The sequence below is a fragment of the Halomonas sp. DP4Y7-1 genome, from assembly GCF_019800705.1.
GTDB classification, from domain to species: domain Bacteria; phylum Pseudomonadota; class Gammaproteobacteria; order Pseudomonadales; family Halomonadaceae; genus Halomonas; species Halomonas litopenaei_A.
This window is the reverse complement of the sequence record NZ_JAHVKS010000012.1, coordinates 52,462-76,727: the sequence shown is the minus strand read 5'-3', so window position 1 is coordinate 76,727 and position 24,266 is coordinate 52,462. Positions and strand designations below refer to the sequence as shown.

General features: G+C 63.3%; 18 protein-coding genes. 10 read left to right on the top strand and 8 right to left on the bottom strand.

Features of this window, described 5'->3' with window-relative positions; all coding sequences use genetic code 11:
- Positions 1-38: 38 nt before the first annotated feature.
- From KUV72_RS18660 to KUV72_RS18650, 3 genes are all read left to right on the top strand, one after another.
- Positions 39-1,085 (top strand): asparaginase, encoded by a 1,047-nt coding sequence (locus KUV72_RS18660; protein ID WP_222239372.1) that lies wholly within the window; start codon positions 39-41, stop codon positions 1,083-1,085.
- Positions 1,086-1,180: 95 nt separating this feature from the next.
- Positions 1,181-1,417 carry a DUF2789 domain-containing protein gene (locus tag KUV72_RS18655; RefSeq protein ID WP_222239371.1) on the top strand — a complete coding sequence of 79 codons (237 nt, stop codon included), beginning with the start codon at positions 1,181-1,183 and terminating at the stop codon, positions 1,415-1,417.
- A 168-nt stretch (positions 1,418-1,585) separates the two neighbouring features.
- The gene (locus tag KUV72_RS18650; RefSeq protein WP_261317574.1) at positions 1,586-3,088 is read left to right on the top strand and encodes a GGDEF domain-containing protein; all 1,503 of its coding nucleotides are present in this window, start codon (positions 1,586-1,588) and stop codon (positions 3,086-3,088) included.
- 2 nt (positions 3,089-3,090) lie between these two features.
- Here the strand turns inward: KUV72_RS18650 and KUV72_RS18645 are convergent, their stop codons facing one another.
- Both KUV72_RS18645 and yegQ read right to left on the bottom strand, forming a co-directional pair.
- Positions 3,091-3,501, bottom strand: a complete 411-nt coding sequence (locus KUV72_RS18645; protein WP_222239369.1) for an SRPBCC family protein — start codon at positions 3,499-3,501, stop codon at positions 3,091-3,093.
- A gap of 208 nt (positions 3,502-3,709) precedes the next feature.
- Positions 3,710-5,062 carry a tRNA 5-hydroxyuridine modification protein YegQ gene (gene yegQ, locus KUV72_RS18640; protein ID WP_222239368.1) on the bottom strand — a complete coding sequence of 451 codons (1,353 nt, stop codon included), beginning with the start codon at positions 5,060-5,062 and terminating at the stop codon, positions 3,710-3,712.
- Positions 5,063-5,506: 444 nt separating this feature from the next.
- Here yegQ and queC point away from each other — a divergent pair, with 444 nt between their 5' ends.
- The 4 genes from queC to KUV72_RS18620 are packed head-to-tail and all read left to right on the top strand — an operon-like array spanning position 5,507 to position 8,034.
- Entirely contained in the window at positions 5,507-6,220 is a 714-nt protein-coding gene (gene queC / locus KUV72_RS18635; protein ID WP_222163177.1) for a 7-cyano-7-deazaguanine synthase QueC, read from the top strand.
- Positions 6,213-6,863 (top strand): 7-carboxy-7-deazaguanine synthase, encoded by a 651-nt coding sequence (queE, locus tag KUV72_RS18630; protein WP_222163176.1) that lies wholly within the window; start codon positions 6,213-6,215, stop codon positions 6,861-6,863. The genes queC and queE overlap by 8 nt, the downstream gene beginning before the upstream one ends.
- Positions 6,863-7,702 (top strand): 6-carboxytetrahydropterin synthase, encoded by an 840-nt coding sequence (locus tag KUV72_RS18625; protein ID WP_222239367.1) that lies wholly within the window; start codon positions 6,863-6,865, stop codon positions 7,700-7,702. Before queE ends, KUV72_RS18625 begins: the two co-directional genes overlap by 1 nt.
- 8 nt (positions 7,703-7,710) lie before the next feature.
- Positions 7,711-8,034, top strand: a complete 324-nt coding sequence (locus KUV72_RS18620) for a YkgJ family cysteine cluster protein (RefSeq protein WP_222239423.1) — start codon at positions 7,711-7,713, stop codon at positions 8,032-8,034.
- 174 nt (positions 8,035-8,208) lie between these two features.
- Here KUV72_RS18620 and KUV72_RS18615 read toward each other — a convergent pair whose 3' ends face one another.
- From KUV72_RS18615 to KUV72_RS18605, 3 genes are read right to left on the bottom strand one after another with little or no spacing between them, the layout of a single operon-like run.
- Positions 8,209-12,120, bottom strand: coding sequence for an AAA family ATPase (locus tag KUV72_RS18615; RefSeq protein ID WP_206938206.1), 3,912 nt, complete (start codon positions 12,118-12,120; stop codon positions 8,209-8,211).
- Positions 12,121-12,152: 32 nt separating this feature from the next.
- Positions 12,153-12,785, bottom strand: coding sequence for a tRNA-(ms[2]io[6]A)-hydroxylase (locus KUV72_RS18610; RefSeq protein WP_206938204.1), 633 nt, complete (start codon positions 12,783-12,785; stop codon positions 12,153-12,155).
- A 26-nt stretch (positions 12,786-12,811) separates the two neighbouring features.
- Complete coding sequence (locus KUV72_RS18605; RefSeq protein ID WP_224852017.1) at positions 12,812-13,294, bottom strand: DUF1289 domain-containing protein; 483 nt, start codon at positions 13,292-13,294, stop codon at positions 12,812-12,814.
- A 202-nt stretch (positions 13,295-13,496) separates the two neighbouring features.
- Between KUV72_RS18605 and acnB the strand changes: the two genes are divergently transcribed.
- From acnB to KUV72_RS18590, 3 genes are all read left to right on the top strand, one after another.
- Positions 13,497-16,100, top strand: coding sequence for a bifunctional aconitate hydratase 2/2-methylisocitrate dehydratase (gene acnB, locus KUV72_RS18600; protein ID WP_206938202.1), 2,604 nt, complete (start codon positions 13,497-13,499; stop codon positions 16,098-16,100).
- A 171-nt stretch (positions 16,101-16,271) separates the two neighbouring features.
- A complete protein-coding gene (gene rraA / locus KUV72_RS18595) occupies positions 16,272-16,757 on the top strand; it encodes a ribonuclease E activity regulator RraA (protein WP_206938199.1) in 486 nt (161 codons plus the stop codon).
- A 139-nt stretch (positions 16,758-16,896) separates the two neighbouring features.
- The gene (locus KUV72_RS18590; protein ID WP_222239366.1) at positions 16,897-18,768 is read left to right on the top strand and encodes a glycerophosphodiester phosphodiesterase family protein; all 1,872 of its coding nucleotides are present in this window, start codon (positions 16,897-16,899) and stop codon (positions 18,766-18,768) included.
- A 142-nt stretch (positions 18,769-18,910) separates the two neighbouring features.
- On the opposite strand, the gene ggt is transcribed toward KUV72_RS18590, so the two are convergent.
- The 3 genes from ggt to ppsA all read right to left on the bottom strand — a co-directional run bounded on the left by ggt (position 18,911) and on the right by ppsA (position 24,023).
- A complete protein-coding gene (ggt, locus tag KUV72_RS18585) occupies positions 18,911-20,686 on the bottom strand; it encodes a gamma-glutamyltransferase (RefSeq protein ID WP_222239422.1) in 1,776 nt (591 codons plus the stop codon).
- Positions 20,687-20,870: 184 nt separating this feature from the next.
- Complete coding sequence (locus KUV72_RS18580) at positions 20,871-21,377, bottom strand: hypothetical protein (protein WP_222239365.1); 507 nt, start codon at positions 21,375-21,377, stop codon at positions 20,871-20,873.
- A 273-nt stretch (positions 21,378-21,650) separates the two neighbouring features.
- Positions 21,651-24,023, bottom strand: a complete 2,373-nt coding sequence (ppsA, locus tag KUV72_RS18575) for a phosphoenolpyruvate synthase (protein ID WP_206939197.1) — start codon at positions 24,021-24,023, stop codon at positions 21,651-21,653.
- Positions 24,024-24,266: the final 243 nt, after the last annotated feature.

Genomic DNA, 24,266 nt, shown 5'->3' with positions numbered 1-24,266 from the left:
GGCCTCGTTTCACCGTTTCACCCTTAGGACATCGCCAAATGAACTCCCAGCACGACGCAGCGGTACTGGTCATCTATACCGGCGGCACCATTGGTATGGTCAATACGCCCCATGGCCTTGCTCCTGGCCCCGATATGGAGGCCAGGGTCCGCCGTGCCGTAGACGAGCTGCCAGCGCAGCGGCGCGCCTCATTGCCCGCCTTCGAGTGGCTGGAGGTGGCCACACCCATCGATTCGAGCAGCGCTCAGCCGGAAGACTGGGCAGCGCTCGCCCGGCTGGTGGCCGACCACTACCTGTCCTATCGCGGCATCGTGGTGCTGCACGGAACCGACACCCTGGCCTGGACGGCCTCGAGCCTGGCCTTCCAGTTGCAAGGGATCGACCGCCCAGTGGTGGTAACCGGCTCCATGGCGCCGCTGGCCGCCGCCGAGAGCGATGCACTGGACAACCTGGTGGACGCGCTCGGCTTCGCCGCGATGCCACAGCTGCAGGAAGTGGCCGTGTGCTTCGCCGGCAAGCTGCTGCGCGGCTGCCGCAGCCGTAAATGGCACGCTCGTGACAGCGACGCCTTCACCAGCCCCAATGCACCGCTCCTCGGCGAATGTGCCTCCGGCCAATGGCAGCTGTATGAGTCTCGCGGTCTTGATGCCATGCAGCGCGGCGCCCCGCGGTTCGAGCTCGGCGACTACCGTGGGCTTGGCGACAAGGTCGTGCGCATTCCGCTGTGGCCGGGCATTCGCCCCTGGCAGCTGGCGGCCTGGCTGGATGATGACAGAGTCGAAGGCGCCCTGCTGGAGGTGTGGGGAGGCGGCAATATGCCTGACGATCCGCAGCTCGGCGCGGTGCTTGCTGAAGCCAGCGGCCAAGGCAAGTTGCTGGTGGCCATCAGCCAGTGCCCTCAGGGGACCATCGCTATCGGTCACTACGCCGCCGGTCAGCTGCTGGCGGCGGCGGAGGTGGTCTCAGGGGATGACATGACCCCGGAGGCGGCCTTCACCAAGCTCGTCCATTTGCTGTCTCTCCCTCTCGACTCTGCCCAGCGGCGCGAGCTGTTCCGCACGCCGCTGGTAGGCGAGCGCGGCTGAAGGGCAGACCGTGACAACTTTTTTGTGCTCATGGTCTTCCCCAACGAGAACGATGGAGTAAGGTTAGGGAGAACCGTGAGGATGAGGAGACGTCCATGGAACACCCGGATCACCCGTTCAGTGAATTGTTCGAACAGCTGGGACTGGCATCGGAACCCGAGGCGATCAAGCGCTTCATCGACCGCAACGCGCCAATCCCCGAGGATGTCGAACTACCGGATGCCGCCTGCTGGAACGAAGGCCAAGCCGAGTTCCTGCGCGAAGCCCTCGAGGCGGACGCGGACTGGGCCGAGGTCGTCGATCACCTGAATGCGTCGCTGCGCAAACCGTGACGCTCATCATCCGCGACATTCGGCCTTGGTAGCGGCCAGCGGGACAGCGATGGCGGTCATGCAACCGCCATCATCTGTCATTCATCCCACAGGCACTGCTCCCGCAGAAGGGGCATGCCTGGGTGGTACTATCCCCTTCAACGAACTTGACTCGGCGCCCCTGTGAGCATGCTTTCTCCGGATATCGAAGCACGACTTGAAACCGCACAGCGACTGCCGTCGCTCCCCTCCGTCGTGGGTGAACTGCTGACATTGGCCAACGATCATGACGCCCCACTGACAGATTTTGTCGAGCTTGTCGCCAAGGACCCGGCCCTGTGCCTGCAGCTGCTCAAGCTGGCCAATTGTCCGTACTACCGCCGGGGCGGCAAACCACTAAGCTGTCATGCCGACGCCGTGGCGCGACTGGGTATCGATGGCACCCTGACCGCCCTGCTCGGCTTCACGCTGATTCGTGACGCCGTCCGCGGCCCCTTGAAGGACTACTGGCGCCAGACCCTGGCAACGACCCATCTGACCCGAGCCATTGCCACAGTGCTGCGGCCGGAACATGTCACGGAACTGACCACCCAGGCACTGCTTCAGGACATCGGGGTACTAGTCCTGCACGGGGTCGATCCTGGCTATTTTGCGCTGATCGCCGAGGCCGACGACAAGGGCGAGCGCCAGTCCATCGAGCGCGCGGCATTGGGCTGCACTCGCGAGCAGGCCTCACGCTGGCTGGTCGAACGCTGGCAGCTGCCCCACGCCGTACTGGCAAGGCTCGAGGAAGATGTCGATAGCGAGATGACGACCCATTGGCTGGACGTCTGCTGCCTGCGCCTGGCCAATGACCTATCACGTCATTGCCTGGCAGGCGATAGCGCGGCGATCGATGCCAGTCTGCACCGATTCAGGCTGACCACGGGCCTGGCCGATGAGACGCAGCTGGTGCTGACCCGCCAGCTCGACGACGCCATGGGCACCCTCCCCGGCTTCCTGGCTGCCCTGTTGTCACCGGAAGCGGACATTGAACGCCTGCTGCTCGCCGGGAAACAGCAGCTGCATGGACTGACGCTCCACCTGGTCGAACAGCTGCATCATCGTGAAACCCAGCTGACCGCGCTCAAGCGTGACAACGAGGCCCTGGACGTAAAGGCGACCACGGATGCGCTGACGGGACTTGCCAACCGAGCCGCCCTGGAACAGCGCCTCGGCACCATGCTGCATGAGGCCTACTCCACGAGTCGTCCGCTGTCGCTTCTGTTTATCGATCTTGACCACTTCAAGAAGCTGAATGACCAGTATGGCCACCGCATCGGCGATATCGTGCTGGTCAACGTAGCCGCCACGCTGCGCGATGCCGTCAGGGCCAACGACCTTGCCGCGCGCTACGGAGGCGAAGAGTTCGTGATCGCCCTCGCAGGCACGCCAGCGTCCGGCGCACTTGAGGTCGCACGACGCATCGAGCAATGGCTGGCCCGACAACCGATGGCCAGCGTGGAACAGCGGCCGCTGCAGGTCACCGCATCGATCGGCGTGGCGCAGTGGCTACCCGAGATGCCGCGCACCGATGCAGCGGCTCTGATCGCCGCAGCCGACAAGCAGATGTACGGTGCCAAGGCATCAGGGCGCGCCCGCATCCAGCACGACAGCGAGGCCAGAGACCAGGGGGTCGAGGAACAGCTCTGACGTCACAGGCGAGCCTCGACACGCTCGAGGATCTGGGCGCTGACCTTGCTGACCAGCGGCTTGGCGGCTCGGTTGACCGCCTTCTCGAGAAGGCGATTGCGTATCCGATAGTCGATGGCCAGGCTGACCCGGGTGCCCTCTTCCACGCGCTCAAGGTCATAGCGCCCTTCATTGCTGACCCCATCGACCGATTGCCACGCCAGCCGGTACGGTGCCGACTTCTCGGTCACCTGAACATCGAAGGTCCAGTCCATCGCCACCGCGTGAACGTGCCAGCGGTAACGATCATCTCCCAAGGCTTCGATCGAGGTGATCAGGTCGGAGTAGTCGGCGAAGTCCTCGACGTTCTCGAGCAGGGCGAACACCCGCTCCGGTGGCGCGGCGAGAACAGCGCTATGTTCAATGGTGGCCATGGCAGCATCCTGAGCCAGAAAGTCCCGGCGCCCGCTCAACCCGTGGCGCCACTTGAGCCCGAGGCTTTGTCCGAAAAGTCGACGAGCGAAGGTTAGACAAGGCAAAAATCGGTGAGAAAGCGCAGTTTACGAGGTGTAAATGAGCATTTTAAGTTGATTTTTAACGCCGTATCACCAAGCGCAGGCACTTTTCGTACAAACCCCAGCATCAGGGTTGTACGTCTTCCTGTAAAGATACGGCGCCCTGGCGAGCAGCGGGAAGATCCCTCAGCAGCAGCCCAAAGCCAAGCGCCTCCTGGCTGCGCGCCGCAGCGCTCAATGACTCGCCCTCCAACGCCAGGCGCACGCGGTGCCCGTCGCCAGGCGCCACCTCCAGGGGACGACCGCTGGACGACATCATTGCCTTTAGGGTAAAGCGCCGATTGCCGGTCGGCAGCATCAACTCCACCCCATCCCCGACTTCGAAGCGGTTCTTGACGGCCACCTCGAGCCACCCTTCACGCTCCATGCCCAGCACCTCTCCCACAAACTGCTGGTGCACGCCAATCGAGTGCCCACGCTCGTAGTTCTGATACTCGTCGTGCACGTGACGGCGGTAGAAGCCTTCTGTATAGCCGCGATTGGCGAGGTTCTCGAGCTCATCCATCAGTCGCCTGTCGAACGGCCGTCCCGCCACGGCATCGTCGATGGCACGGCGATAGACCTGGGCGGTGCGGGCAACGTAATAGGGAGACTTGGTGCGCCCTTCGATCTTCAGCGAGCTGACGCCCATCTCGACTAGCCTTGCCACGTGCTGGACCGCTCGCAAGTCCTTGGAATTCATGATGTAACTGCCGTGCTCGTCCTCATGGACCGGCATCAGCTCCCCCGAGCGCTGCGGGTCCTCGATCAACACCGACGGTTGAGCGCTGGTGGGTACCAGGTCACCACAGTCATCCGTGGTGGCCGCGTGAGTCTGGTACTGCCAGCGACAGGCGTTGGTGCAGGTCCCCTGGTTGGGGTCTCGGCGATTGAAGTAACCGGACAACAGGCAGCGGCCTGAGTAGGCGATGCACAGCGCCCCGTGAACAAAGGTCTCGATGTCGAGACTCGGACACTCGGCGCGAATCTCGGCGATTTCCTCGAGGGACAGCTCCCGTGACAGGATGATCCGGGATATCCCCTGGGCCTGCCAGAACCGGGCCGCCGCGTGGTTGACCACGTTGGCCTGCACCGACAGGTGGATGGGCTGTTCGGGCCAGCGCTCCCGCACCATCATGATCAGGCCTGGATCGGACATGATCAGCGCGTCGGGTGACGCCTCGACAATCGGCGCCATGTCGTCGAGGTAGGTTCGCAGCTTGGCGTTATGCGGGGCGATGTTGGACGCCACGTAAAAGCGTTTGCCCCGGCTGCGGGCGTGTTCGATACCACGCAGCAGATTATCCAAGCCAAAGTCGTTGTTGCGCACCCGCAGCGAATAGCGGGGCTGACCCGCGTAGACCGCATCCGCTCCGTAGGCAAAGGCGAAACGCATATGGCGATAGGTGCCGGCCGGGGACAGCAGTTCAGGGGCATGCATGGTGGCGATTCTCATCAGGGATAATGGTCAAGGCAACACGGCGGTGCCTATGTCTAGCCAGGCCTGGCTGGACATCCTGGTTCCTTCTAAAGCTCAGACACCACAGCTCAGACGCCGCAGTGCGGGCCCGGCAGCATGCCATGCCAGGGAACGTGCGATATTGACGAGGCGCAAATGATCGGCATCAAAGGTGCCTGGCCTTGTTCCCCACCTTTCGGTACCCTATGCGGCGCCACTGGCAGGCGCTGGCGAGAGACTGCTCCAGCGCTGGCGTGTCTCGCTGACACTTGAGCCGCCTATGCACTTAAGCGACTTAAGCGACTTAAGCATTTAAGCCACTCAAGTCAGGCAGCGACATTGCCCATGGCATCTAGCCGGACCGGACCCCGGCCCCTGGCGACAGCGAGTCGCCTCCCCCAAATTCTCCGACTCGAGATATTCAGCATGAGCCCTACTCCCGCCACCACCGTGGTGATCTACTCCGGTGGCATGGATTCCTATACCGTTCTTCATCGCGCCCTTCGCGAGGGCCTCAAGGTACATGCCCTGTCCTTCGACTACGGGCAGCGTCACGCCCGTGAACTCGAGGTGGCGCGGCAGGTGTGCCAGGAATTGAAAATTCCCCATCAAGTGGTCGACATCACCGCCATCCACGGCTTGATCGACAACTCCGCCTTGACCAATGCGGCCCGCGCCATGCCCGACGGGGACTACGCCGAGGACAACCTGAGTGCCACAGTGGTCCCGAACCGCAACATGGTGCTGCTATCACTGGCCATCGCCAAGGCGGTGAATATTGGCGCCAGCCGCGTGGACTACGGGGCTCATGGTGGTGATCACGTGCTCTACCCAGACTGTCGCCCGGAATTCGTGCACAAGATGAACGACGTGGCCGCCATCGCCAACTTCTCCCCGGTGGCCATACACGCGCCCTACCTCAATGCCAGCAAGAGCGACATCCTCGCCGATGGGCTTGCCATGGGCCTGGACTACCGCCACACCTGGACCTGCTACGAGGGACGCCCACTGGCCTGTGGCCGCTGCGGCAGCTGCCGTGAGCGCCTAGCCGCCTTCGCGGCCCAGGGAGTCACGGATCCGCTGGCCTATGCTGCAGCAGCAGACGCCCAACCGGCAGTCGGAGCCACGCAGGATGTATAGCGTCAAGGAAGCCTTCTATACCTTGCAGGGCGAAGGCGTACAGGCCGGGCGGGCCAGCGTGTTCTGTCGCTTTACTGGCTGCAACCTGTGGTCCGGTCGTGAGCAGGACCGCGCGAGCGCACAATGCCACTTCTGCGATACCGATTTCGTCGGCACGGACGGTCAGAACGGTGGGAAATTTTCCACTGCAGAGGCGCTGACCGCTCACCTCGCCTCACTCTGGCCCCACAGCGATTCCCGGGTCATTCCCTACGTGGTGTTTACCGGAGGGGAGCCCTTGCTGCAGCTCGACACACCGCTGATCGAGGCCATGCACAGGGCGGGCTTCGAGATCGGCGTCGAAACCAACGGCACGCTTCCGGCCCCGGAGGGCATCGACTGGCTGTGCGTCAGTCCCAAGGGCGCCGCCCCGCTGGCGCAGCGCCATGGTGACGAGCTGAAGCTGGTCTTTCCCCAGGCCGAGGCGCCGCCGGAGGCCTTCGAAGCGATGCAGTTCGATCACTTTCTGCTGCAGCCAATGGACACCTCGCTGGTCGCCAGCGATGCCCCTGCCACGCCACTGCAAGCCACCGTCGCCCACTGCATGGCTCATCCACGCTGGCGGCTGTCACTGCAAACCCACAAGATCGCAGGAATCGACTGATGGCACTCTTTGTTCGACGACTGACGCACCTCGACGTGTCGCTGTGGTGCCCGGACCGTGGTCTGATCGGGGCCAGCTGGCAAGTGGATGCCACCCTCGACGGTGAATTGGGTGAGGATGGCATGCTGTTTGACTTCGGCGAGGTCAAGCCATGGATCAAGTCACGCCTTGATAGCGGTGCCGACCATACACTGCTGGTGCCTACGCAAGCTCCGGGGGTAGAGGTCAGTGAGTGCCGTGAGGGACTGTGTGTGCGTACCTCATCGCCCTACCCCATGGAAGTCCGCGGCCCACGACAGGCGTTTACCCTGTTGCCCTGGCCACGAATCAACAAGACTGCCATGGCCGAGCATCTGTCGCGCCAACTGCTGCGCCATCCGCCAGAGCGGGTCGAGCACATCGAGCTATGCCTGAGCGATGAGTCAATTGACGGCGCCGCCTATACCTACAGCCACGGCCTCAGGCGCCACGCCGGGAACTGTCAGCGCATTGCCCACGGCCATCGTTCGCGGCTCGAGATCATCCAGCGCGGCAGTCGCCAGCCTGGACTTGAGGAGCACTATGCACGCTGGCTGGATGACAGCTACCTGGTGGACGAGCATGACTTGGTCTGCGTAGAAGGTGACGCCCTGGTCAGCGCCTATCAGGCACCCCAGGGGCGCTTCCAGCTGCGGCTGCCCCGGGAACGCTGCCGCTGCCTGCCTGGCGCGACCACCGTCGAACGAATCGCCATGTGGCTGGCCGAACACATTGCACGGGACACGGGTATTGATACCTGGGTGCGCGCCTACGAGGGCGTGGACAAGGGTGCCACCGCCACGGCCCAGGCCCCCCACTGATCATGACGATGAGGTCCACGGACAAGCTGATTGCCGTCGCCGCGGCGGCATCACCAGCGACAGAAGCCCAGGCATCTGGCCACCTCGGCTGTCGGCCGGGGTGTGGCGCCTGTTGCATCGCCCCGTCGATCAGCTCGCCGATACCGGGCATGCCTGAGGGAAAACCGGCCGGCGTGCGCTGCGTCCAGCTCGACAACGATCACCTGTGCAAGCTGTTTGGTTCGCCCGAACGCCCAGCGGTATGCGCACGCTTCGACTTTGATGCCGACCTCTGCGGAACCCATCGCGATGAAGCGCTTGATCGCATCACGGCGCTGGAGCAGATGACGTGAGCAGCACCCCCTCCGCCACACTACAGGTCGACTCACGCCCTGCTCTATGACGACAAGACCCCAACAGGTTAGCCTGTCGGGGTCTTGGCCACTGGGCCCTGCTACTGGGGCCCTTGAGACGTTTCGAAAAAAGCGTCACGGCCCTCCAGAACACTAGCGCTCGTGATGGGCAGATCAGGCTCCGCTAGTCTGCGATACTCGCCGATCCAGCAAGGCGCGCCAGCGAATCAGCACCGGGGCATCGCTCAGCGAGACCTGGGCCAACAGCTGACGGAACTCATCGTGGGCGGCATCATCATTGCCGTCGACGTGGCTCAACCAGAGTTCCAGCGCACAGAGCTGCTGATGCAGGTTGCCGTCGCGCTTGGCCTGCTGTCTCGCCAGCTCGGCCAAGGTGCGCACCGAGTCGAGATCACGGCCGATCTGGCGCCTCACCCGCGCCAACTGAATGGCCAGCTCCGGAACGAACAGGGTCGCGCGTTCTCTGGCCAGCAGCAGGCACTGGTCGAGATAGTCCTCGGCCTGTTCCAGTTCACCCATGGCCAGGCAGGCGTCCACATACCAGAAGTTGGGACGCTGGCAAGGATCTCGCCCAGTGATCTCGGCCAGTTCCTCGTGGGCGGCCTGAAGCTGTTGCAAGCCGTCACGGCTGCCCGCCAGCGCACGCTGCCAGCCAACCACCGCCCGCGAGGACACCTGCCACAGGTGCAGATCGGAGCTTCCGGTCAACTCGAACGCGCGCTGCGCGCGATGGGCAGCCTCGTGCACATGGCCCAGCTGGCGGTACAAGGCGGCGGCGTACATCAATGCCATCGCCAGGCTACCGGGGTGATGAATCTCTTCCGCCAGTCGAATCGCGGACTCCACGTGTCGCTCAGCCCGCTGATAGTCACCCCTCAGGCACAGCGTCCAGCCCTGGAAGCAGGCCGCCGCCACCTGAGGATGATCGGAGAACGGCAGCCACTCGATCATCATCGGGTTATTGAGCGGATCCAGTTCCTCGAGGTGGTCATAGGCCTGACGAATGCGCCCCGCCCAATACTCGCAATTGGCGCCGGCGTAGTCTGCCAGCCGCTGATAGCGGGGATCCTCCAGCCGCACCGCCAGATCGTTCAGACGTGACGCCAGCAGGAAGGCATCGGCATGGGCGTTGCGCTGACTGCAGCCCACCCATAGCCCCCACTTGACCAGGAAGGCTTGCTCGAGATCGTCCTCGTCCTCAAGATCCGTGGTGCACTCGGTCAGAAGCTCCCTGGCCTTGACGAAACTCTCGTGGGCAGTGGGAGAACCGTGTCCCTCCAGTGCAAAGGCGGCTTGACCTCGGACCGTCAGCAGGCTGATTTCTCGCTCGGCCTGTCGTTCGACCTGACGCAGGCTCGCGAGTCCCGCATCGGCCATCTTCAGTGCCGTGCGATTGGCGCTGACCTTGAGGGCCTCTCGTGCCGCCAGTTCGAAGTAGCGAGCACCCCGCGCGTAATGTCCGCTGCGCCGCAAGTGCATCGCGAAATCGCCGGGGTGGCGGCTGATCCACATCGGGAAGCGTTCTTCGATCAACTGCACGACGCGGCGATGCATGTCGACTCGCACATCCCGGGGACAGGATAGATAGGCGGCTTCGTGGAGCAGCTGATGGGTAAACTGATACTGCTTTGCGCCCGCTTCACCGTCAGCGATCTCGATGATCTCCAGCCGGCGCATTTCCTCCAGCGCCTTGCCCAGACGATCGGGCTCCCAACCGCTACATTCGGCCAGAAAGTCGAAACGGAAGTTACGCCCCAGCACGGCGGCCACGTGGGCAACTTCACGATCCACGTCCAGCTGGTCGATCCGGCTGGTCAGAAGGCCCAGCAACCCGTGGGGCAGCTCATCTAGCTGAACGCTACGGCCTTCTCGTCGATCCATATCGAGGCGGCGGCAGATCTCCTGCAGATACAGCGGCACCCCATCACAGCGCTCGATGATCTGACCTCGCAAGCGCGGCGACAGGTGCAGCCGATAACGTCGAGCCAGCTGGGTCAGCAGCCGCGACGACTGCATCGCATCAAGACGGCCCAGCGTGATCTGCTGGTCCCAGTGCAGGCGAGTCGGGAGTGACTCACGTCCGTGATGACTGGCGATCAACAGCAGCGGGCAGTTGATCGGAAGGCGGGCCTGCAGTCCGGCCAGCACCTTGAAGGAGGGCTCGTCGACCCATTGCAGGTCATCGATCATCAGTACCAGCGGCCGATCCTGTGACAGCTCGAGCACCAGGCCGTGCAACAGGGAGACGACGGCTTCCACCGCCTCGCTGCTCTTGGCCAGCAAGGTGCTCTCCTGGGCATCCCGGATGCCCATGGCCTCTTCCAGCCATTGCCGGTCGTTGTCGTCAAGTTCACCCAGCCCCAGGCGCTCGACCAGTCCGCTTAACCCCTCGGCATCGAGCTCCCCACCTAGGTGCCAGCGCAGCAGCTGACGCGCCACTCCATAGGGTTCCTGAACCGACATGCGGGTATTTGGCTGCCAGCAGATCGTCGCGTCACGGCTCTGCTCCAGGTGACGGAAACCTACCAGCAGGGCCGACTTTCCGAGACCGGATGGCCCTTTGACCAGCACGCTCTGGCGCAGGCCAATGCCTGCCCTCGCCAGGGCATCACGCAACATGCGCAGCGCATTCTCACGGCCCACCAGGCTGGGTGGCATGGCGTCGCGCCCGCCTTCGTTGCTGCCCAGCACCAGCGCCCGCAGGCGCACCCGGCCATCGCTGGCGACCAACCGAGAAAACAACCGAGGCTGGAGGTCCAGTGCAGGAGGCATGTGCTGACTGGCCTCCTGGGAGATGACCAGCTCGCTGCCCTCGGCGGCACTCATCAAATTCAGTGCCCCCTGGGTCACCTGGCCAAGCGGATCTACCAGATGACGTGCTGGGAGGTATACCACTTGGCCACTGTTCAACCCGGCGGCCAGCTCGATGGTCGGTACACTGCCCTCGCCCGTCCAATGACGCTGGCATTCTTCATCCAGCAGCCGACGGCAGTGCTCGTAAAGCGCTACCAGTTCAGCCAGCTGATGGGCCGGGCCATGGGTACCGAAACAGGCAAGCCCCAGGCCGCCGGTCGCACCGGGCAGCCAGAACCCACCCAGGTGATGACATTGCTTTTCCAACCAGCGCATCAGCTCGATCTGCAGCGCCAGGCAGGCACGGGTCTCCGCGCGGCTGCCCATGTCGCCCTGCAGGCTCAGGCGGATTGCCATGACAGACAGCTGACGATGCTCGACTTCATCTTCACTGAGAGGTGGACTGTCCACGGACAAGGTGCGTGAGAACGCTCCCTTGGGCGACAGCGAACCACTATCGGCCTGGCTGTCTGACCAATAGGCGGCCAGCTGCAGGAAGCCGGGGTCAGGCTGCTGGCCGGACAGCGCCAGCAGCTGCAGGAAGCTGTTGTACTGCTCGTGAGCGGCCGCCATCTGACCCTGCTCGGCCAGCTGGCGAACCAGTCGCTCGTGAAACGGTGCGTAGCCTGAGAAACGGCTGACCAGATCCTGCAGCAGTTGATCAGGCGCTTCGCCCTCCTGGTCCAGCACGTCTTCAGCAAAGCGGATGACGCGCTGACGCCACTCGTTACGCACCTGAATCAGCCAGCGCTGAAAGTCAGGACAGGCAGGTAGCTGCAGCTCTTCGACAAGATCTCCGCGATACAGCTCAAGAATCGTCTTGAGGGTGTCGATATCGCGCTTGCCCTCGAGCAAACGCTGCAAGCCATGTACATCGAAGCCCCACTGGGACGGCAGCTGGAAGGCAATGGTCTGGCGCGACACGGTCAGCACCTTGTCGGCCTCATCCCCCAGAGACTGTCTCAGGCAGTGCAGTGCATGACGCAGATTGGTCCTGCCTGATGACAGGCCCTGATCGGGCCACAGCAGTTCTGCCAGTGTGGCGCGGTTGACCGGCTGCTGATGCAGCAGCAGATACACCAGTAATGCCTTGACCTTGTCGTAGCTGAATTGAACGAGGACATCGTCTCCCAGGCTCAGGGAAAAGTGCCCGAAGAGTGCCAGGTGATCCTGGTCGATTATCTGGGAAGCATCGTGTTGGGCGTCCCGCATGATGGTGTCCCTGCGTGGCGATGCACTCGGCGTCAGGCCGGTACACCGCTGTGAAAACGAAAGGCGACGTCCGGGGTCGTCACTAGTTGCTCTTCGCGGGCCTTGAACTCCGCAATACGCGTTTCTATCGGCGCGTCGGTCAGCTGGCGGGCCAGACTGATGTAATCCTCGAAGTGACGTCCCTCCGACTTAACCAGACCTCGGTAGAACTTGGCAAGCTCCTCATCAAGATGCGGAATCAGTCGTGCGAACCGTTCACAGCTGCGCGCTTCGATCAAGGCACCCACGATCAGTATATCTACAAGCCTATCAGGCTCATCTTTTCTGACCAGTTCTCTGAGCCCCTCAGCGTAGCGCGAAGCACTGAGGTGACGGTATTCAATGCCTCTCGTCTTCATGATCTTGACCACCTGCTCGAAGTGCAGGAGTTCCTCCCGCGCCAGCTGCGACATCTTGGTCAGCAGATCGGTGTGATCGACATAACGGTACATCAGGCTCATGGCGGTCGAGGCCGCCTTCTTCTCGCATTGAGCGTGATCGATCAACAGCAGGGTTTCGTTATCGAGGGCCCATTGAACCCATGATGCAGGCGTCTCACAGGGCAGAAACTCGAGAAGTTCGACAGGCAAGGAGGCGTCATGCTCGGTGCTGACAGGACTGTTCATGCAGAAAACATCCAGTAGTGGGCAGGTCAGCGACCTGCCTGGGAATCGCGCTGACGACGGGAAGCGGCGGCGCCATTCAAGGCGTCGCTCAGCGCTGCGTACAACTCGGCCGCCGACGCAGGCGCGCCGGGGCGTGGACTGAGGCCATAGGCGTCGAGCACGCCAATGCGCTCTCGACCGACGCGTAACAGCTCGACGGCGCGGGACAACGCCGGCTGTGACGCACGAAAACGGATGCGATGTCGACGCATCTGCTGCTCGAGCCGGGCTTCATCGAATACGTCGATCAGCACCGACGCTTGCTGCTGGCGCAAGGCATCGAGTTCGTTCATGCGCCGCTGACGTTCCTCTGCGGGCATGGCAAACCAGTCGCGAATTTCGTCGCGATGGCGCTGACAGCCTCGACAAACGTCATCCCCCAGCGTGGTGGAACATAGCCCGACGCAAGGAGACAGCACTGCTCCCGTCATTGATGCACCGCCTGTTCCCGTCTCTTGAATCGGCGACATGGTAACGCCTGCACCGCCGAGACACACCCCTGAACTGGCTCGGCAATGCCCTCGGCGACCAAAGTTCAAAGGCCGTTATGGGGGGCTCGCTTAACATTGTCGACAGTTTATTCTAGAATCCCGGCCACCGTTGACAGCGTGTCCCTCACGCTCGGCTCAGTCCGCCGGAGCGTGACCACCATAAACCAATGAGGGCCCCCACGTGCTTGAAGCCTATCGCCAACATGTCGAAGAGCGTGCCCAGGAAGGCATCCCTGCCAAGCCGCTGAATGCCGAGCAGGTCGCCGAACTGGTCGAACTGCTGAAGGCGCCGCCTGCCGGCGAAGAAGAAGCGGTCCTCGATCTGCTGACCAATCGCGTGCCTCCCGGCGTCGATGAAGCGGCCTACGTCAAGGCTGGCTTCCTCACCGCCATTACCAAGGGCGAGGCAACGTCTCCGCTCATCGACAAGGTCCATGCGGTCAAGCTGCTGGGCACCATGCAGGGCGGCTATAACATCGCCACCCTGGTGGAACTGCTCGACAACCCAGAGCTGGCCAAGGAAGCGGGTGAGCAGCTCAAGCACACTCTGCTGATGTTCGATGCCTTCCACGACGTCGCTGACCGCGCCAAGGCCGGCAACGACGTCGCCAAGGACGTCATGCAGTCCTGGGCCGATGCCGAGTGGTTCCTGTCCAAGCCCGCCCTGGCCGACAAGATCACCCTGGCAGTGTTCAAGGTGCCCGGCGAGACCAACACCGACGACCTGTCGCCGGCTCCGGACGCCTGGTCACGCCCGGACATTCCGCTGCACGCCAATGCCATGCTCAAGAACGAGCGTGAAGGCATCGAGCCGGAAGTCCCCGGTACCAAAGGCCCGATGGCCCAGATCGAAGCGGTCAAGGCCAAGGGCTTCCCGGTCGCTTACGTCGGCGATGTCGTCGGCACCGGCTCCTCGCGCAAGTCCGCCACCAACTCCGTGCTGTGGTTCTTTGGTGACGACATTCCCAACGTGCCCAACAAGCGCGCTGGTGGCTTCTGCTTCGGCGGCAAGATTGCTCCCATCTTCTTCAACACCATGGAAGATGCCGGCGCCCTGCCCGTCGAAATGGACGTCTCCAAGATGGAGATGGGTGATGTCATCGACGTCTACCCCTATGAAGGCAAGGTCTGCCGTCACGACACCGACGAAGTCATCTCCACCTTCGAGCTGAAGACCCAGGTGATTCTCGACGAAGTGCGCGCCGGCGGCCGTATTCCGCTGATCATTGGTCGCGGACTCACCGACAACGCGCGCAAGGCGCTGGGCCTGGATCAGTCAGACGTCTTCCGCCTGCCCGAGCAGCCCAAGGACACCGGCAAGGGCTTCACCCTGGCCCAGAAGATGGTCGGCAAGGCCTGCGGCATGGACGGCGTGCGTCCGGGCATGTACTGCGAGCCGAAGATGACCACCGTTGGCTCCCAGGACACCACCGGGCCGATGACCCGTGACGAGCTCAAGGACCTGGCCTGCCTCGGCTTCCAGGCCGACCTGGTGATGCAGTCATTCTGTCACACCAGTGCCTATCCCAAGCCGGTGGACGTGGAAACTCACCACACCCTGCCCGACTTCATCATGAACCGTGGCGGCGTCTCCCTGCGTCCCGGCGACGGCATCATCCACTCCTGGTTGAACCGCATGCTGCTGCCGGACACTGTCGGCACCGGCGGCGACTCCCACACCCGTTTCCCGATGGGTATCTCGTTCCCCGCGGGTTCTGGTCTGGTCGCCTTTGCCGCCGCCACCGGCGTCATGCCGCTGGATATGCCGGAGTCGATTCTGGTTCGCTTCAAGGGCAAGCGCCAGCCCGGCGTGACCCTGCGTGACCTGGTCCACGCGATCCCTTACTACGCGATCCAGCAGGGCCTGCTGACCGTCGAGAAGTCCGGCAAGAAGAACGCCTTCTCTGGCCGCGTGCTGGAAATCGAAGGCCTCGAGGAGCTTACCGTCGAGCAGGCCTTCGAGCTGTCCGACGCCAGTGCCGAGCGCTCCGCTGCAGGCTGCACCATCACCCTGTCCGAGGATTCGGTCAGCGAGTACCTGAAGTCGAACATCACTCTGCTCAAGTGGATGATTGCCAACGGCTACGGCGACAAGCGCACCATCGAGCGCCGTATCCTGGCCATGGAAGAGTGGCTGGCCAACCCGAGCCTGATGCGCGCCGACGCCGACGCAGAGTACGCCGAGGTCATCGAGATCGACCTGGAGCAGCTCAAGGAGCCGGTGCTGTGTGCCCCCAACGACCCGGACGATGCGCGCCTGCTGTCCGAAGTGGCTGGCCAGAGCATCGATGAAGTGTTCATCGGTTCGTGCATGACCAACATTGGTCACTTCCGTGCCGCCGGCAAGCTGCTCGAGAAGCAGCCCGCAGGCAGCCTGAAGACCAAGCTGTGGCTCGCTCCGCCGACCAAGATGGACCAGCACCAGCTGACCGAGGAAGGCTACTACGGCATCTATGGCCGCGCTGGCGCCCGCATGGAAATGCCCGGCTGCTCGCTGTGCATGGGTAACCAGGCGCGTGTTGCCGCCAAGAGCACGGTGGTGTCCACCTCTACCCGTAACTTCCCCAACCGCCTGGGCGACGGCGCCGACGTCTTCCTGGCCTCCGCCGAACTGGCGGCGGTGGCGGCGGTGGAAGGCCGCTTGCCGAGCGTCGACGAGTACCGTCGTTACATGGGTGAGTTCGATGCCATGGCGGGTGAAATCTACCGCTACATGAACTTCCATGAAATCGAGGAATATCAGAAAGCCGCCTCGAACGTGATTCCGGTCGCCCAGGAGGCCTGAGTCACGCCCTGATCAGGCACGCCGCCTGTCAGTAATGAAGCGCCCGGACGTCAACGTCCGGGCGCTTTTTCGTTGGGCGCCTCGCGAATGTCACGATGTCACGCAGTGCCCCGGGGCTGGATAACCCCCGCATCTATGGCATCATGCGATTAACAGCAACGGAGATGCCCCATGAGCCAGATTGTCACCCCAGATATCTGTGATGCCTTTCCTGAAGTGGCCGTATGTGACCCGATCTTCGTCAACTACGGCGGTCAAGAAGCGTTTGCCGGCCCGGTTCGCACGGTCAAGTGCTTCGAGGACAACTCCCTGGTCAAGCAGGCGGTCGCCGAACCTGGCGACGGCGCGGTGCTGGTCGTGGATGCCGGCGGCTCGACCCGCTGCGCGATGCTCGGCGACATGCTGGCAGAACAGGCGGCAGGCAATGGCTGGGCCGGCGTCATCATGTACGGCTGCGTGCGCGACGTAGACATCCTTGCCGAGACGGATCTAGGCATTCAGGCGCTCGGCGCCCACCCACGCAAGAGCGAGAAGCGTGGTGAAGGGCAGCGCGATGTGCCGGTCACCTTCGCTGGGGTCAGCTTTACCCCCGGCCAATGGGTCTACGCCGACAACAACGGCATCCTGGTGGCCGAAGAGCGTCTCGCTCTGGAGTGAGGTGTTCCGCGATCGGCGCGACGCTTCCCCCTACCGCGGCTGCCCAGCCTCCTGTGACCCATCCAGGGCTGTGGTCCAGCACTATCGACCATAGCCTCGGCACGCCATACATGCACCGTCCAACGGCAGACGACCCTCAATGACGCTTGCCCGGGATGTCTTTACCAGCCTGAGCGACCACCTGCGCCCGCTGCTGGCCTACCATCTGCTTTTCACCCTGTTCGCCTCCGCCCTGCTGTTGCCCACACTGGGTTGGCTGCTGGCCATCTGGCTGGAACAGGTCGGTCGACCACTGGTGACCACTGCCGACGCCGTCGAGCTGTTGCTGTCACCTCTGGGCTTCACCTGGGTCTTTGCCTTTGCCGCCGGCCTGCTGACGCTGCTGTACCTGCAGCAGGCCGGCATGATGCTGGTGGCGGTCGAACGCCAGGGCTCCCATGCGCGTCAGGCACTGGTGGCGCTATGGCAGAGCCTGCATCGGCTGCCAGCACTGGCCACACTGGCGTGCCTGCAGGTGGCCGTTCACTTGAGCGGCGTGGCCATCCTGCTGGCCTGTGCCCACCTGGTGCATGACAGTCTGCTCAGCGGCCTGGACGCCTACTACGTCCGTCACGTGCGACCACCGGCTTTCTGGCTCTATCTCTCTACCTTGCTGCCGATGGTAGGACTGTGGCTGGCGCTTGCAGGCAGGCTGTACATTCGCTGGTGGCTTGCCTTGCCAAGCCTCGTGCTGGAGGGCCTCAAGCCCTTCGCCGCGTTGCGTCGCAGCCACGCTCTGACGGTCAAACGCCAAGGCGGCCTGGCACTGGTCATCTTCAGCATGCTGACCATCCTGCTGGCCCTGCCTTCTGCGGTCTCACTGGTATTCAGTGCCTGGGTCGGCCCCCTGATCGCCAATCTGCCGGATATCGGCGCAGTAGTCATACCGACCATGCTGGCGGTGGTGACCTCGGCCACGCTGCTGACCCTGGGCGTCGCCTTTGCCATCATCGTCGTCAATGCGTTGCTGGCGACCTGTCTTTACCTGCGGCGTGCCCATCGTCTGCCCCGCCCCGCCCCACCTCCTGCCGACGCCCATCCGGGTCGCTGGGCATGGGGTATCGAGGTGGGCATCGTGCTGTTTGCCCTGTCTCAGGCGTGGTTGATGGTCGAGCGACAGGATATCCGCGAACAGGTCGACGTGATCGCCCACCGGGGCGCCTCCATGGTCGCGCCGGAAAACTCCATGTCGGCGATCCGTCGCGCCATGGACGACGGTGCTGATGTGATCGAGATTGATGTCAGGCTGGCCGGTGACGGCACCGTGGTACTGAGTCACGATGCCACCCTGTTGCGCCTGGCCGGTGATGACCGACGCATCGGTGATCTCGACTGGAGCGAGCTTGCCAGGCTGGACATCGGCGCAAGCTTCGCGCATGCCTTTGCCGGAGAGCCCCTGGCCAGGCTCGATCGAGTCCTTGAGGAGGTGCGTGGACGCGCTAGGCTGTTGATAGAGCTCAAGCCTGAGCGGGGCCAGGAAGAAGCGCTGATCGAGGCTGTGCTAGGCGACCTGCAGAACGAGCGGCAGCAGCGGCTGGCATGTCGTCACGATGCCACGGACAAACTCGACCGGCTCGTCTGCGGCGACCCGCAGCTGCTGCAGACCAGCTGGCTGGCATCGCTGTCCTATCGCCAGGTTCAGCGCATCAATCAGCTTGCGCCCGATGCACGCAGCCTGCTGCTGGCGGAGTGGGCATTGCCCGGAAGCCTGCCCTATCGCCATTTCAATGGGCTCGGGCTGCGCCATACGCAGATTGACGACGACCAGCTGCGCCGGGCTCACGTGAGCGACAAGCCGCTGTACGCCTGGACCGTGAATGACCCAGCGCGCATGGCTCGCCTGATCGACCTGGGGGTCGACGGTATCATTACCGACCGACCTGACCTGCTGACGGCGCTGCTGCGCGAGCGCCAGGCCATGAGCGACGCGGAACTGATGCTGACCAAGCTACGCCACTGGCTGGAGAGCTGAGCCACGGCGGCGACATGGCACTACCAGCCAGAAGCCAAGTGGCCTAGCTAGCCAGAAGCCAAGTGGCGTAGCCCGCCAGAAGCCAAGTGGCAGTGCCAGCCAAAGCCCAGCTGGCGCTGCCAAGGCTCAGCCAGCCATCACCTCAGTCGCCCATGACGACGCCTTCTCGACGGGGGTCGGCGCCACCGAACAGACCCTCTTCGGTGACCTCCAGTGCCTGCAAGCCGCTGGTCAGCTCACGGGTCTCCACCTCGTGTCCCATCCCCTGCAGATCACGCACGGTGGCCTCGGGAAAACGCCCTTCCTCCAGATAGACAGTGTCACCCAGCGTGATGGCATGGGGCAGATTGAGCGCCTGCTGGGCATCGAGCCCACGCACCAGCATGGCGTCCAGCGTCTGGGCAGTGTAGTGGATGATGGCCGCGCCCCCCGGCGACCCGAGGCTGGCCACCAGGTCACCCGTCTGCTGGTCGAACACCAGCGTCGGACTCATGCTGGACCTGGGCCGCTTGCCCGCCTCGACCCGGTTGGCAATGGGCGTGCCTTGCTCATCGGTAGGCGTAAAGGAAAAGTCGGTCAGCTCATTGTTGAGCAGGTAACCGCCGTCCAGGTCCGACCCTCCATTGGCCATGATGCGCGAGCCAAACGCCTGCTCGATACTCGCGGTCATGGCGACCGCCTGCCCGTCACCATCAATGATGCTGATGTGACTGGTGCCATACTCGGGCTGATGGGGCTGCGACGCGTAGGCTGTCTTCATCGCCCCTGGGTTGCCCGGCCGCGCCGCACCGCTGCCCATGCTCTGCTCTTCGATCAGCTCTGCCCGCTTGGCCAGATACTCCGGCGCTACCAGCGAGCTCCAGGTACCGCCTGGGGCCTCGACAAAATCGCTGTCACCGATGAAGCGGGCGCGGTCGGCAAAGGCCAGGCGCGACGCCTCAAGGAACGGGTGCAGCCAGTCCACGGTGGGCACTCCCTCATTCAGCGCGGTCTCGATCTCGGGCCTGGCCTCCATGATGCCCAGGATCTGCATCATCGTCAGATGCCCCGAGGAAGGAGGCGGAAAACCGCAGACCTCCCACTGCCGCCAAGGGGTACACAGTGCGTCCCGCTCGACGGCCGCGTAGCCGGCCATGTCCTCGAGACTCAGGGTGCCCGGCATGTCCGGATGATTCTGTACCCTGGACACCAGATCCTCGGCAATCTCACCGGTATGCAGGGCCGTGCTCCCCTCCTCGCTGATCTTGGTCAGAATCGCCGCCAGCGCAGGATTGCGTAGCCGGGTGCCGACCGCCACAGGCTGCCCTTCGTCATCGAAGAAGTAGGCACCCGCGACATCATCTTCCGCCAGCGATGGCGTGGCGGCCAGGCTCTGGTGGAGGCGTGGACTGACCTCGAAGCCCTCGGTTGCCAGGGTGATGGCGGGCACGAACAGGGACGCCCATGGCAGCTTGCCATGTTCGTCGTGGGCCAGCTCGAGCATGCGCACGGTGCCGGGCACACCGACGGAGCGGCCACTTTCCACGGCGGTCATGAACTCGATCGGCTCGCCGTCTGCATCCAGAAACAGCGCCTCGTCGGCCCCTAACGGAGCCTTCTCTCGGCCATCGAAGGCGTGGACCTTCTCGCCGTCATGCAGCATCAGGAAAGCGCCACCGCCAATCCCACTGGACTGAGGCTCGACCAGCGTCAGCACCATCTGTACGGCGACCGCCGCGTCGATGGCGTTGCCACCTGCCTTCAATACCTGATAGCCGGCATCCGTCGCCAGCGGGTTGGCCGCTGCCACCGCAAACCGCTCCGTCGCCCAACCCGGCTTTTCCTCGTAACCGGAGCCCTCCTCTGGGGAAATGGCCGGACGGGTATAGTCAAACGCTGGCGCGGCTTCCACTGCCGATGCCAGGAGACTGCTTGCCATTACCCAGGCCACTGCCGTGGCCAGGCCGTCAGGCCGACGCAAGAACGTCGCTCTCATCACCGCTCCTTTTGTGACGAAATCAAAGATGCCTTATGTGTTTATGCATAGGTGTGTTTATGCATAGGTGTGCTGATGCATAGTTGCTGCTTCAGCATAGTTTATCGCAGCCTACGATACCGCACGCTCATGCTCGCTTCTCGTGGCGCCGGATGCGCAGCCGGCAAAACGCGCAGATAAGCGCCAAGGCCAGCATCACCAGCGTCAACCCGCCAAGGGTGGAAACCAACTGATGGTACCCCTGCGGTACATCCTCGGCGCGCTCGGCCATGCCTTTTTCCGCCAGGCGCACCACCCCAAACACCAACGCCATCAGCAGGCCCAACGGCAGCGCCGAGCGCACACGCGCAAGCGCCTTGGTCAATGACCAGGGCGGGGTGGGCTCGCGCTTGGGTCGCGGTGTCTTTGGTGCAGAGGTGGTCGCCTTGGCCGCAGCGGCCTTGTCGCTGCCCGCCTTCTTGGCGCGACTCGCCGAAGCCCGCTTGCTGCGCGCCTTGGGTGTCGGTTTTTTCGCCGCCGGGGTCCGCTCAGGCAGGATACCCGCCAGCAGCCAGCGCCCAAGCGACCAGCACATCCATCCCAGGCACACCCCGATGGACAGCAGCACGCTCCCCATGACCAACAGATATGCCATTACAACGTCCTATCAACAAACTGCCTGTATGGTGCCAATTCTCATGGCCCTTGGGGAGCCCTGGAGGCCACTTTGCTGCCTGCTCGGCACGCGCCGCTCGTCGCGGCATCATCGGCCACTACACCTGATACGGCGATGTCATGCACCCCGAACCAACGTAACACGCCGCGGCCATGGCCGCGGCGTGAATACGGAGGGTGCTGACAGACGCTTTCGTCGGAAGTTCTCGTCAGAAGCTCTGGTCACACGCCCTCAATAGAGGGCGCTGCTAGTCTAGCCGATGGTTTCGCCCGCCAGCATGAACCAGGTTTCCAGTACAGCGTCAGGGTTCAGGGACACGGAGTCGATACCCTGCTCCATCAGCCACTTGGCCAGCTCTGGATGATCCGACGGCCCCTGGCCGCAGATGCCCACGTACTTGCCCTTGGCCTTGCAGGCCTGAATCGCCATGGCCAGCAGCTTCTTGACGGCGGGATTACGCTCATCGAAGAGGTGCGCCACAATGCCGGAGTCGCGATCGAGACCTAGCGTCAGCTGGGTCAGGTCGTTGGAGCCAATAGAGAAGCCATCGAAGTACTCGAGGAACTCGTCCGCCAGCAGGGCGTTGGCAGGCAGCTCGCACATCATGATGACCTTGAGCCCGTTGTCGCCGCGCTTGAGGCCGTTGGCCGCCAGCAGGTCAACCACTTCGCTGGCTTCCTCGGTGGTGCGAACGAAGGGAATCATCAGCTCGACGTTGTCGAGTCCCATCTCGTCGCGCACCCGCTTCATGGCACGGCACTCGAGCTCGAAGCACGGCCGGAAGGTCTCGGAGATATAGCGCGACGCGCCGCGGAAGCCAAGCATCGGGTTCTCTTCGCCTGGCTCGTACAGCTTGCCGCCGATCAGGTTCTCGTACTCATTGGACTTGAAGTCCGACATGCGCACGATGACACGCTCGGGGTAGAAAGCGGCGGCCAGGGTCGAGATACCCTCAACCAGCTTGTCGACATAGAAGCTGACGGGGTCGTCGTAGCCGGCAATACGCAGGTCAATGGTCTGCTGCAGCTCACCCGGCAGGGTGTCGTACTCCAGCAGGGCCTTGGGGTGCACACCGATCATCCGATTGATGATGAACTCCAGGCGCGCCAGGCCAACGCCCGCGTTGGGCAGCGTAGAGAAGCTGAAGGCACGATCCGGGTTGCCCACGTTCATCATGATCTTGAACGGAATGTCGGGCATGGCGTCGACGCTGGTCACGTTACGATCGAATTCCAGCAGACCGTCGTAGACATGGCCGGTATCACCCTCGGCACAGGATACGGTCACTTCGCGACCATCACGCAGCACCTCAGTGGCATCACCACAGCCAACCACCGCGGGGATGCCCAGCTCACGGGCAATGATCGCCGCGTGACAGGTACGTCCACCGCGATTGGTGACGATGGCCGAGGCACGCTTCATGATCGGCTCCCAGTCCGGGTCGGTCATGTCCGTCACCAGCACGTCGCCGCTGTTGACCTTATCCATCTCGTCCGGGCTCAGGATCACCTTGACCGCACCACGGCCAATGCGCTGACCGATGGCACGGCCGGTGACCAGGGTGCGCCCCTTCTCTTTCAGCTGGAAGCGCTCCAGCGAGCCGCCTTCCTGCTGAGACACCACGGTTTCAGGACGCGCCTGCACGATGTACAGCTGGTTGTCGTCGCCATCCAGCGCCCACTCGATATCCATCGGGCGGCCATAGTGCTGTTCGATGGTCATCGCCTGGCGCGCCAGTGCCATGACCTGTTCATCGTTGATGCTGAAGCGACCGCGGTCGGACAGGGGCACGTCCACGGTCTCGACCGACTTACCCGCGCTGGCGTCGCCGGTGTAGATCATCTTGATCAGCTTCGATCCCAGGTTGCGGCGCAGCACTGCAGGGCGCCCTGCCGCCAGGGTGTGCTTGTGCACGTAGAACTCATCGGGGTTCACCGCGCCTTGCACCACGGTCTCCCCCAGGCCCCAGGAAGAGGTGACAAACACCGCATCACGGAAGCCGGACTCTGTGTCCAGGGTGAACATGACGCCGCTGGCGCCGGTCTCGGAGCGCACCATCTTCTGCACCCCGGCGGACAGCGCCACGTTCTCGTGGGCATAGCCACGATGCACGCGGTAGGAGATGGCGCGGTCATTGAACAGCGACGCAAACACCTCGTGCACCGCACGCTTGATATTGTCGTAGCCTTCAATGTTGAGGAAGGTTTCCTGCTGGCCAGCGAAGGAAGCGTCAGGCAAGTCTTCCGCCGTTGCAGAGCTGCGCACGGCCACCTTCAGGTTCGGATGCTTGCCCAGCATCTGCTCGTAGGCCTCGCGCAGCGCCGCCTCGAAGGCGGGCGGCAGGGGCGTATCGATCACCCACTGACGAATCTTGCTGCCGGCCTCGGCCAGGGCATTGACGTCATCGACGTCCAGGCGTGCAAGTTCCTGATTGATTCGATCATTGAGCCCCTCGTGGGAGAGAAACTCGCGATAGGCATCAGCGGTGGTAGCGAAACCGCCGGGCACCGTGACCCCCGCCCCCGCCAGATTGGAAATCATCTCGCCGAGAGAAGCGTTCTTGCCGCCAACGCGCTCGACGTCGTTCATGCCCAACTGATCAAACCACAGAATGTACTTGTCCACGTGACCCCCTTGGATGTCGACGAACTCGTCCATGACACGCCGTCATGACTGGATGCTGGCGACTCTATCAGCGCCCCACCATATTCGCCATTGGTCTAAGAGCGAAGTCACTGGAGGATTTTTACAACACCGGGGGAAAAAACCTGCTTTCTGTAGTCTGGCCACCTTCAGGGGCATCGGCGTGCCACTACGCAACGCCTCCATCAGGGTCTTGGCGGCGTCCGACCGATATCCCCCCGGCCC

What these genes read in the sequence shown, in the direction of transcription:
- KUV72_RS18660 (WP_222239372.1), top strand. Translation starts at nt 39, where the DNA reads ATGAACTCCCAGCACGACGCAGCGGTACTGGTCATCTATACCGGCGGC.
- KUV72_RS18655 (WP_222239371.1), top strand. Translation starts at nt 1,181, where the DNA reads ATGGAACACCCGGATCACCCGTTCAGTGAATTGTTCGAACAGCTGGGA.
- KUV72_RS18650 (WP_261317574.1), top strand. Translation starts at nt 1,586, where the DNA reads ATGCTTTCTCCGGATATCGAAGCACGACTTGAAACCGCACAGCGACTG.
- KUV72_RS18645 (WP_222239369.1), bottom strand. Translation starts at nt 3,501, where the DNA reads ATGGCCACCATTGAACATAGCGCTGTTCTCGCCGCGCCACCGGAGCGG.
- yegQ (WP_222239368.1), bottom strand. Translation starts at nt 5,062, where the DNA reads ATGCATGCCCCTGAACTGCTGTCCCCGGCCGGCACCTATCGCCATATG.
- queC (WP_222163177.1), top strand. Translation starts at nt 5,507, where the DNA reads ATGAGCCCTACTCCCGCCACCACCGTGGTGATCTACTCCGGTGGCATG.
- queE (WP_222163176.1), top strand. Translation starts at nt 6,213, where the DNA reads ATGTATAGCGTCAAGGAAGCCTTCTATACCTTGCAGGGCGAAGGCGTA.
- KUV72_RS18625 (WP_222239367.1), top strand. Translation starts at nt 6,863, where the DNA reads ATGGCACTCTTTGTTCGACGACTGACGCACCTCGACGTGTCGCTGTGG.
- KUV72_RS18620 (WP_222239423.1), top strand. Translation starts at nt 7,711, where the DNA reads ATGAGGTCCACGGACAAGCTGATTGCCGTCGCCGCGGCGGCATCACCA.
- KUV72_RS18615 (WP_206938206.1), bottom strand. Translation starts at nt 12,120, where the DNA reads ATGCGGGACGCCCAACACGATGCTTCCCAGATAATCGACCAGGATCAC.
- KUV72_RS18610 (WP_206938204.1), bottom strand. Translation starts at nt 12,785, where the DNA reads ATGAACAGTCCTGTCAGCACCGAGCATGACGCCTCCTTGCCTGTCGAA.
- KUV72_RS18605 (WP_224852017.1), bottom strand. Translation starts at nt 13,294, where the DNA reads ATGTCGCCGATTCAAGAGACGGGAACAGGCGGTGCATCAATGACGGGA.
- rraA (WP_206938199.1), top strand. Translation starts at nt 16,272, where the DNA reads ATGAGCCAGATTGTCACCCCAGATATCTGTGATGCCTTTCCTGAAGTG.
- KUV72_RS18590 (WP_222239366.1), top strand. Translation starts at nt 16,897, where the DNA reads ATGACGCTTGCCCGGGATGTCTTTACCAGCCTGAGCGACCACCTGCGC.
- ggt (WP_222239422.1), bottom strand. Translation starts at nt 20,686, where the DNA reads ATGGCAAGCAGTCTCCTGGCATCGGCAGTGGAAGCCGCGCCAGCGTTT.
- KUV72_RS18580 (WP_222239365.1), bottom strand. Translation starts at nt 21,377, where the DNA reads ATGGCATATCTGTTGGTCATGGGGAGCGTGCTGCTGTCCATCGGGGTG.